The organism is Micromonospora sp. RB23 (genome assembly GCF_053585025.1).
Genome location: NZ_CM132111.1, coordinates 3562268 through 3578287 on the forward strand (window position 1 = coordinate 3562268; position 16020 = coordinate 3578287).

Here is a 16020-nt window from a genome sequence, read left to right on the forward strand (position 1 = left end):
GCGCTCCTCTCCGGGGGTGTGACAGAGGGGGAGGCCGACCCGTCGACCTCGCCCGGGAGCGCCCCTGATGTCCGTAGAGCAGTTCGCCACCCGTCACATCGGCCCCGGCCCCGACGACGAGCGCCGCATGTTGGAGGTCGTCGGGCACGACTCCATCGACGAGCTGATGGACGCCGCGATCCCCGAGGTGATCCGCTGGCACGGCACCCTCGACCTGCCGCCGGCGGCCACCGAGGCCGAGGCCATCGCCGAGCTGCGGGCCCTGGCGGCCCGTAACACCGTCGCCGTGTCCATGATCGGCCTGGGCTACCACGGCACGCACACCCCGGCGGTGATCCGCCGCAACGTCCTGGAGGACCCGGCCTGGTACACGGCGTACACGCCGTACCAGCCGGAGATCAGCCAGGGGCGCCTGGAGGCGCTGCTGAACTTCCAGACCATGGTCACCGACCTGACCGGCCTGGCCACCGCGAACGCGTCGATGCTCGACGAGGGCACCGCCGCGGCGGAGGCCATGACCCTCGCGCGCCGCGCGTCCAAGAGCAAGAGCAGGGTGTACGTCGTCGACGCCGACGCCCTGCCGCAGACCATCGCGGTGATCACCAGCCGGGCGGTGCCGCTCGGTATCGACGTGCGGGTCGTCGACGTGGCGCGTGACGAGTTGCCGGCGGAGTTCTTCGGCCTGCACCTGCAGTACCCGGGGGCGTCCGGCGCGGTCCGTGACCATGCGGCCCTGGTGGAGGCGGCGCACGCCGCCGGCGCGCTGGCGACCGTCGCGGCGGATCTGCTGGCGTTGACGCTGCTGCGGGCGCCGGGGGAGATCGGCGCGGACATCGCCGCCGGCACGACCCAGCGGTTCGGCGTACCCATGGGCTTCGGTGGGCCGCACGCCGGCTACCTGGCGGTGCGCGCGGGCCTGGAGCGGATGCTGCCCGGGCGTCTCGTCGGGGTGTCCCGCGACGCGGACGGCAACCCGGCGTACCGGCTGGCGTTGCAGACCCGCGAGCAGCACATCCGGCGGGAGAAGGCGACCAGCAACATCTGCACCGCGCAGGTGCTGCTGGCCGTGATGGCCGGCATGTACGCCGTCTACCACGGGCCGGACGGGCTGCGGGACATCGCGACGCGTACCCACGCCATGGCGGCGCGGCTCGCGGCCGGACTGCGCGCCGGGGGCGTGGACGTCGCGGACGTCGCGTTCTTCGACACGGTCACCGCGACGGTGCCCGGCGGCGCGGCGCGGGTCGTCGCGGCCGCCGCCGAGCGGGGTGTGAACCTGCGCCTCGTCGACGCCGACCGGGTGGGGATGTCCTGCGACGAGACGACCACCGACGCGCACCTGCGGCAGGTGTGGGAGGCGTTCGGCGTTCCCGCGTTCGACGGCGACGCCGACGCGGCCCTGCCCGCCGACCTGGCCCGGACCTCGGACTTCCTGACCCACCCGGTGTTCCGCAGCCACCACTCCGAGACGGCCATGCTGCGCTACCTGCGGCGGCTCTCGGACTTCGACTACGCCCTGGACCGGGGCATGATCCCCCTGGGGTCGTGCACGATGAAGCTGAACGCGACCACCGAGATGGAACCGGTGAGCTGGGCGGAGTTCGCGCACATCCACCCGTTCGCGCCGGACGACCAGACCGTCGGGTACCGGGAGATGATCGGCCAGTTGGAGTCGTGGCTGGCCGAGGTGACCGGCTACGACGCGGTCAGCGTGCAGCCCAACGCCGGTTCGCAGGGCGAACTGGCCGGGCTGCTGGCGATCCGGTCGTACCACGCGTCGCGGGGTGAGACGCACCGCGACGTGTGCCTGATCCCGTCGTCGGCGCACGGCACCAACGCGGCGTCGGCGGTGATGGCCGGTATGCGGGTCGTCGTGGTGGCCTGCGACGACGACGGCAACGTCGACCTCGTCGACCTGGACGCGAAGATCGACAAGCACCGGGACGCGCTCGCCGCGATCATGGTGACGTACCCGTCGACGCACGGCGTGTACGAGACGGGCATCGCGTCGCTGTGCGCGAAGGTCCACGACGCCGGCGGTCAGGTGTACGTCGACGGGGCGAACCTCAACGCCCTCGTCGGGTTCGCCAAGCCGGGGCGGTTCGGCGCGGACGTGTCGCACCTGAACCTGCACAAGACGTTCTGCATCCCGCACGGCGGCGGCGGCCCCGGCGTCGGCCCGGTCGCGGTACGCGCGCACCTCGCGCCGTTCCTGCCCGGCGACCCCCTCGGCGCGCACGTCGACGCCACCCCGGCGATCTCGGCGGCGAAGTACGGGTCGGCGGGCATCCTGCCGATCCCGTGGGCGTACCTGCGGATGATGGGCGCCGAGGGGCTGACCCGGGCCACCGGTGTGGCGGTCCTCGCCGCGAACTACGTGGCGGCGCGGCTGCGCGAGCACTACCCGGTGCTGTACGCGGGCAACAAGGGCCTGGTCGCGCACGAGTGCATCCTGGACCTGCGGCCGTTGACGAAGGCGACCGGCGTGAGCGTGGACGACGTGGCGAAGCGGCTCATCGACTACGGCTTCCACGCGCCGACGATGTCGTTCCCCGTGGCCGGGACGCTGATGGTGGAGCCGACCGAGAGTGAGGACCTGGCCGAACTGGACCGGTTCTGCGACGCGATGATCGCCATCCGCGCCGAGATCGAGCAGGTCGGCTCGGGGCAGTGGCCGGCGGGGGACAACCCCCTGGCGAACGCGCCGCACACCGCGGCGATGGTCAGCGGCGACGAGTGGCCGCACCCGTACCCGCGGTCGGTGGGCGCGTACCCGGCGGGCGTGGACCGGGCCGGGAAGTACTGGCCTCCGGTACGGCGTATCGACGGCGCGTACGGCGACCGGAACCTGGTCTGCTCGTGCCCGTCGCCGGAGGCGTTCGAGGACTGACGACGGGCGCCGGGGCGGGCGGTATCAGACCGCCCCGGCAGCCGCTGCGACGTCGGCAGCGGCGCGGTGTGGTGACGCTGCGTGTTGTGGTCAGGCCACGAGGGCGTGGCGGGCGGGACCGCGGTGGGGTGCGATGCTACTGCCGTCGGGGAGCAGCTCGCCGGTGTCCTCGAAGACGATGACACCGTTGCAGAGCAGGCTCCAGCCCTGCTCAGGGAAGCAGGCGAGGACCCGGGCGGCTTCCCGGTCGGTGGCTTCAGCGGAGGGGCAGGTCGGTTGGTGCTGGCACATCGGGTTCTCCGGACTGTGGGGGCACTGTGTCATGGTTCACATGACCAGTGACGCACAGTACCAAGCGAAGGTGTCCAGCATCGAGCAGGTGTCGGCCTGGCGTACGGGAAATCCACTGAACGGATGAGGAAGATCGGACCATACGGCGTGGAAACGCTCCCACAGGTGCTGGTCGATGTGCCCGCAGCACCGCCCGGATGCCGCGACAGCCTCGTCGAACGAACCCGACTGCACTGGCGACGCGCCGACGGCGGCGACCCCGCCGTACTCGCCGAGGAATTCCTGACCGCACACGGCCTGGACCTGCGCGACCTGAACCGACCCGCGCCCACCCACCCCCGCGACCACGCCTGCGGCGCGGCGCTCTACCTGTCCGCCGCCGCCGGCGCCCTACTGGCCGGCGCCCCGCTCACCGCGCCCGAACCCGCGCCCACCCTGCCCGACCTCGCCGTCGTCATCTACGACCACGGACCCACCCGCGCCGCCCCCGCCGACACGGCCACCCCGTGGTGGCTCGGCCCGTGGACCGAGAGCTGGACACCCGCGCAGCACGCCGCCGCCGTCGACGCCGTCCGCGCCGCCATCGGCCGCGGCGACATCTACCAGACCAACCTCGTCGGCCACGCGAGCGCCCCCTACACCGGCGACCCGCTGCCCGCCCTGCGCCGCCTCGGCGCGCTCCCCGGCGCCCGCTACGGCGGCGTCCTCACCGGCGACACCTGGGCCATCGGCTGCGCCTCCCCGGAAACCCTCGTCGAGGTCCACAACGGGCACCTCATCACCCGACCCATCAAGGGCACCCGCCCCGCCACCGCCACCGGCCGCGCCGAACTGCTCACCAGCGCCAAAGAACGCGCCGAACACATCATGATCGTCGACCTGGAACGCAACGACCTCGCCCGGATCGCCCGCACCGGCACCGTCACCGTCGACGAACTGTTCGCCGTACGCCGCTGGTGCGACCTGTGGCAGGCCGAGTCCACCGTCCGCGCGCACGCCGCCGACGGCCTCGGCCTCGCCGACCTGCTGCGCGCCACCTGCCCCGGCGGCTCCGTCACCGGCGCGCCGAAACTCGCCGCCCTCACCCACATCGCCGCCGCCGAACCCGTCGGCCGCGGCGCCAGCATGGGCGCCCTCGGCTGGGTCGCCCCCGGCCGCATCGACCTCGGCCTGACCATCCGCACCGCCGCCGCCGACGGCGCAGCCCTGCACACCTGGGCCGGTGGCGGCATCACCTGGGACAGCGACCCCACCGCCGAAGTCGCCGAGGCCGCCGCGAAGACTGCGCCCGTACGCGCCACCCTGGCCGGACGCCGACACCACCACCGCCGGCGATAGGCTCACCCCCATGACCATGCGGCCCATCCGGATCATCGGCGACCCCGTCCTGCGCACCGAATGCGAGCCGGTCACCACCTTCGACGCCGAACTGCGCGCCCTGGTCACCGACCTGATGGACACCCTGCTCGGCGAGCCCGGCCGCGCCGGCGTCGCCGCACCGCAGATCGGCGTCGACGCCCAGGTCTTCGTCTACGACGCCGACGGCCACCGGGGCCACCTCATCAACCCCACCCTCGAACTGTCCGACGAGACCCAGGACGACGAGGAAGGCTGCCTGTCCATCCCCGGGCTGTACTTCCCGACCGTACGGGCCCTGCACGCCACCGCCACCGGCGTCGACCAGCACGGCGAACCACTGACCATCAGCGGCAGCGGATTCCTCGCCCGCGCCCTGCAACACGAGACCGACCACCTGCGGGGCACCCTCTACGTCGACACCCTGCGCGGCGACACCCGCCGCCGGGCCCTGCGCGAGATCCGCGCCGGCCGCTTCGACTCACCCAGCCGCCGCAGCTGACGCCCGGCCCCTCAGGCCACCCACTGGTCGTAACCCAGCTTCGCCACCAACGCCAACACCACCACCAGCAACACCACCCGCACGAACCCCGAACCGCGACGCAACGCCATCCGCGCACCCACCACCGCGCCGGCGATGTTGCACACCGCCATCGCCGCGCCCAACCACCACCACACGTGCCCGGTCACCGCGAACACCACCAACGCACCCAGGTTCGTACCCGCGTTGACGACCTTCGCCATCGCCGAGCCGTGCACGAAGTCCGCACCCACCAACGCCGTGAACGCCAACACCAGGAACGTGCCCGTACCCGGCCCGATCAACCCGTCGTACAGGGCGATCCCCACCCCGGCCACACCGATCGCCGCCGCGACCCGCACCCGCGTCCGCCGCGCCGGCACCGCCACCACCCCCAACCGGGGACGCAGCAGCACGAACACGGCCACCGCCACCAGAACCACCAACACCACCGGCCGGTACGCCGACGCCGGCACCGCCCCGGCCAACGCCGCACCCACCCCCGCGCTGAGCACCGCCACACCCGCGGCCGGCCCCGCCAAACGCCAGTCCACCTTCGTGCGCCGCGCGTACGTCGCCGCCGCCGTCGCCGTACCGAAGATCGCCGCCAACTTGTTCGTACCCAACGCGGTGGCCACCGGCACCCCCGGAGCCGCCACCAACAACGCCGGCAGCAGCAACAACCCGCCACCGCCGACCACGGCGTCCACCCACCCGGCCATCGCCGCGGCGGCCAGCAGGGTACTCAGCGATACAGCGTCCACGGGCCGCAATTCTGCCCACCCGACCCGTGCCCAGCGGCCCTCAAGTGGCACGACTCACCGCTCACCGGCCACGTCGACGCCGCAACCACACCCCCCACGCGCCGACCGCCACGAACACCAGCTTCGAACACAGCAACAGCTTCACCACACGGCAACCCTGCCACGGGCACGTAAGGTGCAGGAGTGCGCCTGGCCACCTTCAACCTGCTGCACGGACGATCCCTCACCGACGGCCTCGTCGACCCCGACCGACTCGCCGCCGCCGTACGCGCCCTCGACGCCGACGTCCTCGCCCTACAGGAGGTCGACCGCGACCAACGCCGCAGCGGCAACCTCGACCTCACCGCCATCGCCGCCCGCGCCCTCGACGCCCCACACCACCGCTTCGCCGCCGCCGTCGTCGGCACCCCCGGCGAACGGTTCCGCCCCCTGCGCCACGACGACGACGGCCACGGCGAACCCTGCTACGGCATCGGCCTCATCAGCCGCCACCCCGTGCGCAGCTGGCACATCACCCGACTCAAACCCGCCCCCGTACGCTCACCCGTCTACGTCCCCGGCCCCGGCGGCGGCCTCATCCTCCTCGACGACGAACCCCGCGTCGTCCTCGCCGCCCTCCTGGACACCCCCCACGGCCCACTCACCGTCGCCGCGACCCACCTGTCCTTCGTACCCGGCTGGAACGCCCGCCAACTCCGCCAGACCGTTCGCGCCCTGCGCGCCCTACCGGCCCCCCGCGTCCTGCTCGGCGACCTCAACCTCCCCGCCGGCCCGGCCCGCCTCGTGTCCCGCTGGCAGCCACTCGGCCGACGCCCCACCTACCCCGCCGGACAACCCCGCGTCCAACTCGACCACATCCTCGCCGACCGGCACGCCCTCGACGCGCTCCCACCCGTACGGGCCGTCACCACCCCGGCGTCCACCATCTCCGACCACCGACCCCTGCTCGTCGACCTCGGCTGACCCGCCGCGCGCCCTCAGCGCGGAGGGTCACCCTCCGTCGACACAAGAGCCGCCAACACCCGATGGGTACGACTCGCGCGGATCGCCTCCCGCTGCTGCCCGGCCGTCACCTCGATGTACGTCTGCGACGACGCCAACGACGCGTGCCCCAACAACCGCATGATCTCCGCCGCGCCCGCGCCGTCCTCCGCCAACCGGGTAGCGAACGTGTGCCGCAACGCGTGCAACCGCGCCCCCTTCGGCACCCGGTCCCCGATACCCGCCCGCCGATAACACGACTCGACCAGATACTGCAGACCACCACGACGCAACGGCTCACCCCGCCGATCCACCAGCAACGCCGAGTCCGGGCGTACCGACCGCGACCCGAAACGCCGCGCCCGACTGGCCAGATAGTCCAGCAGCACCCGGTCCAGATCAGCCTCGATCGGCACCACCCGGGGTCGCCCGCCCTTGCCCGCCACCTCCACACGCCGCTCACCCGGACGCCCACCCAGCGACCCCACCCGCAACGCCAGCAGCTCCGACAGACGCAACCCGGCGCACAACGCCACCGCCAACACCGCCACGTCCCGCTCCGGCCACGGGTCCCGCTGCCGCCCGCCCTCACGCGCCACCGCCGCCAGCAGCACCTCGGGCGTGTCCGCGCCGCGCAGCGGCTTCGGCTCGGGCAGGACGGCCCGCGGCCGATCGACCGCCGACATCGGGTTGCCCGCCACCACACCGTCGGTCACCAGGAAGGTGAAGAAGCTGTTCCAGGTGGACCAGGCGCGGTGCACCGACGCGGGGGCCCGGGGAGCGGCGAACCGGGCGAACGCCGCCCGCAGCACACGGGGGGACAGGTCGGTGATCGTCCGATCGTCGAGGGGCAGGGGAGTGGCGTCACCGTCGGCGACCAGGGCGGCGACGGCGTACAGATCACGCCGGTAGGCCGCCAGGGTGTGGGGGGAGGGCTTACGGGTGGCCCGGGCGGTCAGGAACTCCTCGATCAGCGCCTTGAGCGATTCGTCCTGTTTGTCATGCATAAGCCATATTATGCATGATTCTCGCGTTGCCCGACAGGGAGGGGAGAGGGGGAGAAGGATGTCGCGGCCTGCCGACCCGGCCGGGCCCCGCAACCAGCGACGGCGTTGACGCCTGGGGCGCGCCGTTCCGTCCGCCGAAGCGGCGCAACCCCGACGCTCCTCGGCCGCGAACTCGCCCATGATCGTGCTCGATCCAGGATCGAGTGGTCTGGGTACGCGGTGGAGGCCACTACTTCGTGGTTCGAGCACGATCATGACCGTTCAGGATCGCGGAGCTGGGTCGCCCGGCGCGGGAGGTCGGAGGCGGGCCCCCAGGAGGCTACTTTACATAATGTGCATTATCGAATGTCCGGACGGGACTCGGATATCGACAGTGTGGGCTACCGTGTCGTCGATCTACTGGGGAGATCCCCACCATCCATCCGGGAAAGAAGCACACGTGTCACTGTGGAAGAAGACCGCTGTCGTGTCGGTCTCGGCGCTCACCGCGCTCGCCGTGTCGGCCTGCGGCATGACCTCCGGCCCGTCCGACGCGCCGAAGCAGACCAGCGTCCTTGAGCTTCTCGCCAGCGACCTCAAGGGGTCCTTGCAGAAGACGATCGACGCCACCGACAAGAGCGACTCGGTGACGTTGACGATGACGGGAACCGCCGGCGGCCAGAAGATCTCCATGCAGGGTGTCCTGGACCTGGGTGACCCGGTCAAGGCCGAGGTGACCATGGCGGACCCGAGCGACGGCCCGACCACCGTCCGGTTGATCGGGACCGCGTTCTACGTCGAGGTACCGGCGAAGGACCGCGCCAGCATGGGCGGTAAGCGCTGGTTGAAGATGGACATGTCCAGCATCGGCCAGCAGGCCGGAATGGACTTCAGCAAGCGCTTCGAGGACATCGACCCGACCAAGCAGGTCAAGACGCTGCTCGCGTCCGAGGGTGTGACGGTCGTCGGTGAGGAGACCGTGAACGGGGCGCGGACGGTCCACTACGCCGTCACCACTCCCGTGGCCACGCAGTTGGCTCAGGTCGATGCCAAGCTGCGGGCCGGTGTCGAGAAGCAGTTCGCCGCGGCGGATGTCAACGAGGTCAAGATCGACCTCTGGGTCGACGAGCAGTACCGGCCGCGTCGTGCGGGTACGAACATGGGCACGATGGGTGACTTCATGGTCGACTACACCGACTACGGCCGGGCGGTCACCATCGAGACGCCGCCGGCGGCGGAGACCACCGACTTCGCCGAGATGATGCAGGACCTGAAGGGCCTGGGCGCCGACAACTGATCGGCGCGGTGTGGCTGCCCGGCCGGTGCGGAGACGCGCCGGCCGGGCAGCGTCGTTCCGGCCGCCTCTCCCCCAGCTCGGCTTGCCGACCTGATTGGTATCAGTGCGGTACGCCGGCAGGGAACTCCTCGATCCCCAGCACGCGCAGCAGCTCAAGCTTCTCCCGGGCCTCCGCGTCAGCCGGGGTGAGCACCAGCAGTTGCTGGCCCAGGTCGGGGGTGACGAGGGTTTCGCAGTCCATCGTGAGGCGGCCGACGCGCGGGTGCCGGAACGTCTTGCGGTCGGCCCGGCGCACCGCCACCTCGTGCTCGGCCCACAGTCGGCGGAAGTCGTCGCTCGCCGCCCGCAACCGCTCGATCAGGCCGGTCACCACGGGGTCGCCGGCCCGCCGGCCGGCCACGGCGCGCAGGTCGGCGACCTGCTGGCGGGCATGCCGCTGCCATTCGTCGGGGCCGTGGAGGTCGCGGATGGTCGGGTCGGTGAAGTGGCGGTACGCGACGTAGCGTCGATCGCCGGTCAGCCCGGTGGTGTGGTCGCCGCTGAGCAGGATCGACATGCGGTTCTGCGCCAGGATCTCGCCGAGGTCGGACAGGACCATGGCGGGGGTGTCGCCCAGCAGGTCGAGCATGCGGACCAGGCCGGTCCGGGCGAGGCGGGCGGTGCCGTCGGCGGGCGGCGGTTGGTGGCCGGCCAGGTGGAACAGGTGGTTTCGCTCGTCGTCGCTCAGGCGCAGGGCGCGGGCAAGGGCGCCGAGCAGCTGGGTCGACGGCTGGCTGCTGCGGCCCTGCTCGAGGCGGACGACGTAGTCGACGGACATGCCGGCGAGCATGGCGACCTCCTCGCGGCGCAGGCCGGCGGTGCGGCGGCGGGGGCCGTCGGTGATGCCGACCTCGGCGGGGCGGATGGCCTGGCGCCGGCGCCGCAGGAAGTCGGCGAGCTGCTCACGCTGCATGCGTCCATGCTGCCTCGGGGACTGGTCGCCGAGCCAGGGAGTGGCGCTCCCACGATAAGCGCTCCGCTGCCGGCGGGCCGGAATGCGGCGCAGGGTGGAGGCGAGATCGACCGCTGAGGGAGAGTTTCGATGCAGACACGCACTCTGGGCAACACGGGTCCCACGGTTTCGGCGGTGGGGCTGGGGGCGATGAGTATGTCGGGCGCGTACGGCCCGGCCGATCGTGAGGAGAGCATCGCCACCGTACGGGCGGCGTTGGACGCGGGGGTCACGCTTGTCGACACGGGTGACTTCTATGGGATGGGGCACAACGAGCTGCTGCTGTCGGAGGCGTTGCGGGGACGCGAGCGGGACAGCTATCTGCTGAGTGTGAAGTTCGGGCAGCAGGTGGGGCCGGGCATGCGGTTCGCCGGCCAGGACTCCCGCCCGGCTTCGGTGCGGAATTTCCTGAGCTACTCGCTGACCCGGCTCGGCGTCGACTACGTGGACATCTACCGGCCGGCCCGGTTGGACCGGTCGGTGCCGATCGAGGACACGATCGGCGCGATCAAGGAGCTGATCGACGCCGGTTACGTACGGTATGTGGGGCTTTCCGAGGTTGATGCGGAGACCGTTCGGCGGGCGCACGCCGTCCATCCGGTCGCTGATCTTCAGATCGAGTATTCGCTGCTGTCGCGGGCGGTCGAGGCCGAGGTGCTGCCCGCGCTGCGGGAGTTGGGCATCGGGCTGACCGCGTACGGGGTGCTGAGCCGTGGCCTGCTCTCGGGGAACTGGGTGCCGGGGCGGGCGGACGATGCGCGTAACCGCAGTCCTCGCTTCTTGGCCGAGAACGCGTCGCACAACCTCGCGCTGGTGGAGGCGTTGCGCCGGGTCGCCGACGCGAAGGGGTGCACGGTGGCGCAGTTGGCGATCGCGTGGGTGGCGGCGCAGGATTCGTCGATCGTTGCGCTGGTCGGTGCGCGTACCCGGGCGCGGCTGGCCGAGGCGTTGCCGGCGCTGGACGTGGAGCTGTCGGCCGGGGATCTCGAAGAGATCGAGGCGGCCGTGCCGAAGGGTGCCGCGCGGGGTGACCGTTACCCGACGGCGTTCATGTCGGGCCTCGGCGTCGGTAACTAGTGCCGCCTCGGCCGTGTGGTGTGGGTGATCGAGGCGGGGTGGCTGCCCGGCCGGCGCGGGGATGCGTCGGCCGGGCAGCGCGGTTCGGGCGGCCCTTGTCCCCCGGGCTCGGTCAGTCGAACTGGTCGGCCAGCTTGCGCAGCTTGTCGACGTACGCCGGCCAGTCGTAGTCGGGGATGCTGGTGCCGTCCTGCCGCCACCCGACCGCTCCGTCAAGCTGTTCGCGCATGATGTCGAGGTGACCGGCGTGCCGGCAGAGGTCACCGCTGACGTGCGCGATGATCCGGGCCAGTGTCACGTCCTGGCGGCCGGGTTGCCACCAGGACACCTGCCCCGGCGCGTCGAGCGGCAGTTGGTCGATCGTCTCGTCCGCGAACGCTGCGACACGGCGGTACAGGTCGATGAGGCCGTCCTTGGTCTCGTTCTCGTACGCGTACCAGTCCGCCTGGGGGTCGTCGTCGAACGCGTCGAGCGGGACCAGTTCCTCGGGTGTCGCGAACTCGCGGCCGAAGGTGGGACCGAAGTACGCGGCCTCGACGTTGAGGCAGTGTTTGATGACGCCCAGCATGTTGTTGCCGGTGGTGGTGCGGGGTGTTCGGGCCTCGCGTTCGCTGACGCCGTCGAGTTTCCAGATCAGGTCGTCGCGGTTCCTGCGGAGGTAGTAGTGCAGCGCGGCTTTGATGTCGCCCAGGTCAGCCATGGCGGTCATTGTCGCGTACCGGCCCCGGGCTGTCAGGTTCGGCGGAGCCAGTCCTGGGTGTGGGCGCGGAGCAGGGCTGGTTGTTCGAAGGGCAGGTAGTGCCCGGCCTGGTCGACGGTGGTGTAGGTGCCTCGGGGGTAGCGGCGCATGGCGTGGAACTGGTCGGCGAAGCCGACGATGCCGTCCTGGCGGCCGGTGAGCACGCTGACGGGCCTGTCGAAGGGGGTGTCGGTGGTCTCGTCGGGGAGCGCGTACCCGGGTCCTGTTCGCAGTTCCTGCTGGAAGGTGTCGTCGCCGGGGCCGCCGGTGTTCAGGGCGCGCAGGACGGTGGCGACGACGGTCGGGGTGCGGTGGCCCAGTGCGGTGTCGAGGTGTGGGCGCAGGTCGGTGGGGGCGTCGTCGAGCCAGCCGGTGGGTCCCGGGGGCGGGCGGTGCTCGGGCAGGGTGCGGCTGGCCGGTGCGATGGTGATGCCGGGGCAGACGAGGAGGAGGCCGCGGACGAGGTCGGGGCGTTGGCGGGCGATGCCGGCGGCGAGGTAGGCGCCGTAGGAGGCGCCGGCCAGCAGGGCCGGTCCGTCGATGTGGTGGTCCAGCCAGGCGCAGATGGTGGTGAGCAGCGCCTGGGAGGTGGGCCGGCAGGTGGGTGGGGTGTCGCCGTGGCCGGGCAGGTCCAGGTACGTCTCCCGTAGGCCGGTGTCGGCGAGGGCGGGGTGGAAGGCGGCGGCGGTGGTGGCGCGGGTCGTGCCGAACATCGGCAGGCACACCACGTCGGGGCCGGCGTGTGGTGAGCGGTCGGCTACCAGGGTCATTCCGGTCCTTCCGGGGGTGCACGGGCTGCTGTCGCATCATCTCCCGTTGTGGCGCATCGGCGTGCGGGGGTGGAGTGGCGGGGTTCGCGGACCGTAGGATGATCGAGAGCCGTCGATCAGGGTGGGTGTCGTGCGCGTCACAGCCTGAGCTGCGGTTTTTTGGCCGGGTATGCGCCGTCGTTGTCGCCGACCTCACGTGGGCCGCTCGCTGGGAATTCCTCCGGCGGGACGCGCCGTTGTCCGTTCGGAAGATCAGGTCCACATGATCGGATGGAAGTGTCATGCGCGTGCGCTCAGACGCGGTTGTGCTGTTCGGTGTGACAGGTGATCTTGTCTCGAAGAAGCTGTTTCCGGCGCTGTACGAGTTGACGCGGCGGGGGCGTCTCGACGTTCCGGTGATCGGGGTGGCCCGCTCCCCCTGGGATGACCAGCAGTTGGTGACGACCGCCCGTAAGTCCGTGGCGGAGGCCACGGACGAGGTGGATGACGCGACGTTCGACGCGTTGGCGGCCAACCTGTCGATGATTTCCGGGGACTACGCGGATCCGGCGACGTACGAGCGGCTGGCGGAGCGTCTGCGTGACGCGCAGCGGCCGATCTTCTACCTGGCGATTCCGCCGATGGTGTTCGGTTCGGTGGTGCGGGGGTTGGCGGCGGTCGGGTTGGCCGACCGTGGTCGGGTGATCGTGGAGAAGCCGTTCGGGCGTGACCTGGCGTCGTCGGAGGAGTTGGATCGGACGCTGGGGGCGGCCTTCGACGCGAGTCGGGTGTTCCGGATCGACCACTACCTCGGTAAGGAGGCGGTGGAGGGTTTGTACGCGTTCCGGTTCGCGAACCGGCTGTTCGAGCCGTTGTGGAACCGTGAGCACATCGACAACGTGCAGGTGACGCTCGCCGAGGGTTTCGGTACGCAGGGTCGGGCCGGTTTCTACGACACGGTGGGTGCGACGCGGGACGTGTTGCAGAACCACATTTTGCAGGTCGTGGCGTTGATCGCGATGGACGCGCCGGCGGGTGACGACGTGGACGCGTTCCGCGAGGCGGAGGCGGCGGTGCTGCGGCAGATCGTGCCGTTGTCGCCGGCCTCAACGGTGCGGGGGCAGTACGGGGGTTACCGCGACGAGCCGGGTGTCGCGCCGGATTCGAACACGGAGACGTTCGTGGCGACGCGGTTGACGGTGGATTCGCCCCGGTGGGCGGGTGTGCCGTTCTATCTGCGGACGGGTAAGTCGTTGCCGGGGACGGCGACGGAGGTGGTGGTCGAGTTCAAGCGGCCGCAGCGGTCGTTGATCCCTGCCGAGGGTGGGGCGGTGGCGCCGGCGAACCTGTTGCGGTTCCGGTTGGGTCGTGGGGACGGCATCACGATGTCGATCCAGGCGAAGAGTCCGGGCGCGGAGGTGGCGAGTCGGCCGGTTGACCTGTCGGTGGACTTCGGGGCGGCGTTGGGTCGCCGTCAGGAGGCGTACGAGCGGTTGCTCGACGACGCGATGGACGGGCAGCATCTGCGGTTCGCGCGGGCGGAGACGATTCGGCAGGAGTGGCGGATCGTGGAGCCGATCCTTGATCTGGCGGCGCCGGTGCGGTCGTACGACAGGGGTAGTTGGGGTCCGGCGGACGCGGAGGCGTTGGCGGGTGGCTGGCACGCGCCGGACCTGGGGTAGTCGCGGCGTGGGCTGAGTGACCGCTCAGCTCACGGGAGGGACCGTCCGGCGACGGTGAGGTTTGCTCCTCGGGTGTGGGGTGGGCACGTTGTGGCCACGTTTCGTCCGCCTCGGAGAGGAAGCAGCGCATGCTGTCCGCACTCGATCGTCGGCACACCGTCGCGCCACCGGGCTACAGCCGGTGGCTGATTCCCCCGGCGGCGTTGGCCATCCATCTCTGTATCGGCCAGGTCTACGCCACGAGCGTCTACAAGAATTCGTTGATCGCGCACTTCGACACGGGTCAGACGGCCATTGGGGTGATCTTCAGCATCGCGATCGTGATGCTGGGGTTGTCGGCCGCGGTGGCCGGGACGTGGGTGGAGGCGAACGGGCCGCGTAAGGCCATGTTCGTGTCGGCCTGCTTCTGGGCGGCGGGTTTCCTGGTGGGGTCGTTGGGCATCGCCACGAAGCAGTTGTGGCTGCTGTACCTGGGGTACGGCTTGCTCGGCGGCATCGGTCTGGGTATCGGCTACATCTCCCCCGTGTCCACGCTGATCAAGTGGTTCCCGGACCGGCCGGGTCTGGCGACCGGTTTGGCGATCATGGGGTTCGGTGGTGGGGCGATGGTGGCCTCTCCCCTGTCGCGGCAGTTGCTGTCGTTCTACGACCCCGGTTACGACCCGTCGAACGCGGGTTCGACGGCGTCGGGCAGCGCGTTGGTGTGGTTGTTCGTGACGCTGGGCCTGGGCTACTTCGTCATCATGATGTTCGGGGTGGCGAACGTGCGGGTGCCGGCCGAGGATTGGCGGCCGGCGGGCTTCGATCCCGCGTCGGTGGCGGCGAAGCCGCTGGTCACGAACGCGAACGTGTCGGCGGCGAACGCGGTGAAGACCCGGTCGTTCTGGCTGTTGTGGGTGGTGTTGTTCTGCAACGTGACGGCCGGTATCGGCATCCTGGAGCAGGCCAGCCCGATGATCCAGGACTTCTTCCGGGAGAACGGGACGTCGGCGGTGTCGGTGGCGGCGGCCGGCGGGTTCGTGGGTCTGCTGTCGTTGTTCAACATGGCGGGCCGGTTCGTGTGGTCGTCGACGTCGGACGTCATCGGCCGTAAGCCGATCTACCTGGTGTATCTCGGTGTGGGCATGGCGATGTACGCGCTGCTGGCCCTGTTCGGGCACACGGCGACGGCGTTGTTCGTGTTGTTCGCGTGCGTGATCCTGTCGTTCTACGGCGGCGGGTTCGCGACCGTGCCGGCGTACCTGCGGGACCTGTTCGGCACGTACCAGGTGGGGGCGATCCACGGTCGGTTGTTGACGGCCTGGTCGGCGGCGGGTGTCGCGGGTCCGTTGATCGTGAACGGGTTCCTCGACGCGCAGGGCAAGCCGGGCACGTTGACAGCGGCGGCGTACCGGCCGGCGCTGTTCACGATGGTGGGTGTCCTGGCGGTCGGGTTCGTGGCGAACCTGCTGGTGCGACCGGTGCCGCAGCGTTACCACGAGCCGGCGGAGCAGGACGTGGACGAGGTCACGGCGGCGCAGAGGAGCGGGACGCGATGAGTGACGACGGTCGGCAGGGGCAGCAGGCCCGGTTGTGGATTTCCTGGCTGGTGGTGGCGGTGCTGCTCGGCTACGGGGTCGTGCAGACGGTGATCACGGCGGCGAAGCTGTTCACGCACTGAGAGCGGTGGGCCGGGGCGCGTGACGTCCCGGCCCACG

Annotated in this window: 15 protein-coding genes; 9 read left to right on the forward strand and 6 right to left on the reverse strand. The window is 71.0% G+C overall.

Annotated elements, in window-relative coordinates; translation table 11 throughout:
• Nucleotides 1-67: 67 nt before the first annotated feature.
• On the forward strand, nucleotides 68-2890 hold the full coding sequence (gcvP, locus tag ACTFTM_RS16455; RefSeq protein ID WP_449561352.1) for an aminomethyl-transferring glycine dehydrogenase: 2823 nt from the start codon (nucleotides 68-70) through the stop codon (nucleotides 2888-2890).
• Nucleotides 2891-2980: 90 nt separating this feature from the next.
• Here gcvP and ACTFTM_RS16460 read toward each other — a convergent pair whose 3' ends face one another.
• Complete coding sequence (locus ACTFTM_RS16460; protein ID WP_089000314.1) at nucleotides 2981-3181, reverse strand: DUF5999 family protein; 201 nt, start codon at nucleotides 3179-3181, stop codon at nucleotides 2981-2983.
• Between the two features lie 123 nt (nucleotides 3182-3304).
• Between ACTFTM_RS16460 and ACTFTM_RS16465 the strand changes: the two genes are divergently transcribed.
• Together ACTFTM_RS16465 and def are read left to right on the forward strand one after the other, a co-directional pair.
• Nucleotides 3305-4519, forward strand: a complete 1215-nt coding sequence (locus ACTFTM_RS16465) for a chorismate-binding protein (RefSeq protein ID WP_449561353.1) — start codon at nucleotides 3305-3307, stop codon at nucleotides 4517-4519.
• A gap of 10 nt (nucleotides 4520-4529) precedes the next feature.
• Nucleotides 4530-5039 carry a peptide deformylase gene (gene def / locus ACTFTM_RS16470; RefSeq protein ID WP_449561354.1) on the forward strand — a complete coding sequence of 170 codons (510 nt, stop codon included), beginning with the start codon at nucleotides 4530-4532 and terminating at the stop codon, nucleotides 5037-5039.
• 11 nt (nucleotides 5040-5050) lie between these two features.
• On the opposite strand, the gene ACTFTM_RS16475 is transcribed toward def, so the two are convergent.
• Nucleotides 5051-5821: a sulfite exporter TauE/SafE family protein gene (locus tag ACTFTM_RS16475; RefSeq protein WP_449561355.1), complete on the reverse strand. Its 771-nt coding sequence runs from the start codon at nucleotides 5819-5821 to the stop codon at nucleotides 5051-5053.
• Between the two features lie 183 nt (nucleotides 5822-6004).
• Here ACTFTM_RS16475 and ACTFTM_RS16480 point away from each other — a divergent pair, with 183 nt between their 5' ends.
• Nucleotides 6005-6784: an endonuclease/exonuclease/phosphatase family protein gene (locus ACTFTM_RS16480; RefSeq protein WP_449561356.1), complete on the forward strand. Its 780-nt coding sequence runs from the start codon at nucleotides 6005-6007 to the stop codon at nucleotides 6782-6784.
• Between the two features lie 14 nt (nucleotides 6785-6798).
• On the opposite strand, the gene ACTFTM_RS16485 is transcribed toward ACTFTM_RS16480, so the two are convergent.
• On the reverse strand, nucleotides 6799-7809 hold the full coding sequence (locus tag ACTFTM_RS16485; RefSeq protein WP_449561357.1) for a tyrosine-type recombinase/integrase: 1011 nt from the start codon (nucleotides 7807-7809) through the stop codon (nucleotides 6799-6801).
• 439 nt (nucleotides 7810-8248) lie between these two features.
• Here ACTFTM_RS16485 and ACTFTM_RS16490 point away from each other — a divergent pair, with 439 nt between their 5' ends.
• On the forward strand, nucleotides 8249-9085 hold the full coding sequence (locus tag ACTFTM_RS16490; RefSeq protein WP_449561358.1) for a hypothetical protein: 837 nt from the start codon (nucleotides 8249-8251) through the stop codon (nucleotides 9083-9085).
• A 100-nt stretch (nucleotides 9086-9185) separates the two neighbouring features.
• On the opposite strand, the gene ACTFTM_RS16495 is transcribed toward ACTFTM_RS16490, so the two are convergent.
• Nucleotides 9186-10037: a helix-turn-helix transcriptional regulator gene (locus ACTFTM_RS16495; RefSeq protein WP_449561359.1), complete on the reverse strand. Its 852-nt coding sequence runs from the start codon at nucleotides 10035-10037 to the stop codon at nucleotides 9186-9188.
• 129 nt (nucleotides 10038-10166) lie between these two features.
• Between ACTFTM_RS16495 and ACTFTM_RS16500 the strand changes: the two genes are divergently transcribed.
• Nucleotides 10167-11153 (forward strand): aldo/keto reductase, encoded by a 987-nt coding sequence (locus ACTFTM_RS16500; RefSeq protein WP_449561360.1) that lies wholly within the window; start codon nucleotides 10167-10169, stop codon nucleotides 11151-11153.
• A 112-nt stretch (nucleotides 11154-11265) separates the two neighbouring features.
• Here the strand turns inward: ACTFTM_RS16500 and ACTFTM_RS16505 are convergent, their stop codons facing one another.
• Nucleotides 11266-11853: a DinB family protein gene (locus ACTFTM_RS16505; protein ID WP_449561361.1), complete on the reverse strand. Its 588-nt coding sequence runs from the start codon at nucleotides 11851-11853 to the stop codon at nucleotides 11266-11268.
• Between the two features lie 32 nt (nucleotides 11854-11885).
• On the reverse strand, nucleotides 11886-12662 hold the full coding sequence (locus ACTFTM_RS16510; RefSeq protein ID WP_449561362.1) for an alpha/beta fold hydrolase: 777 nt from the start codon (nucleotides 12660-12662) through the stop codon (nucleotides 11886-11888).
• Nucleotides 12663-12943: 281 nt separating this feature from the next.
• Here ACTFTM_RS16510 and zwf point away from each other — a divergent pair, with 281 nt between their 5' ends.
• From zwf to ACTFTM_RS16525, 3 genes are all read left to right on the forward strand, one after another.
• Entirely contained in the window at nucleotides 12944-14323 is a 1380-nt protein-coding gene (zwf, locus tag ACTFTM_RS16515; RefSeq protein ID WP_449561363.1) for a glucose-6-phosphate dehydrogenase, read from the forward strand.
• Between the two features lie 128 nt (nucleotides 14324-14451).
• The gene (locus ACTFTM_RS16520) at nucleotides 14452-15861 is read left to right on the forward strand and encodes an OFA family MFS transporter (protein ID WP_449561364.1); all 1410 of its coding nucleotides are present in this window, start codon (nucleotides 14452-14454) and stop codon (nucleotides 15859-15861) included.
• Nucleotides 15858-15983 carry an MFS transporter small subunit gene (locus tag ACTFTM_RS16525; RefSeq protein WP_363685853.1) on the forward strand — a complete coding sequence of 42 codons (126 nt, stop codon included), beginning with the start codon at nucleotides 15858-15860 and terminating at the stop codon, nucleotides 15981-15983. The genes ACTFTM_RS16520 and ACTFTM_RS16525 overlap by 4 nt, the downstream gene beginning before the upstream one ends.
• Nucleotides 15984-16020 lie beyond the last annotated feature (37 nt).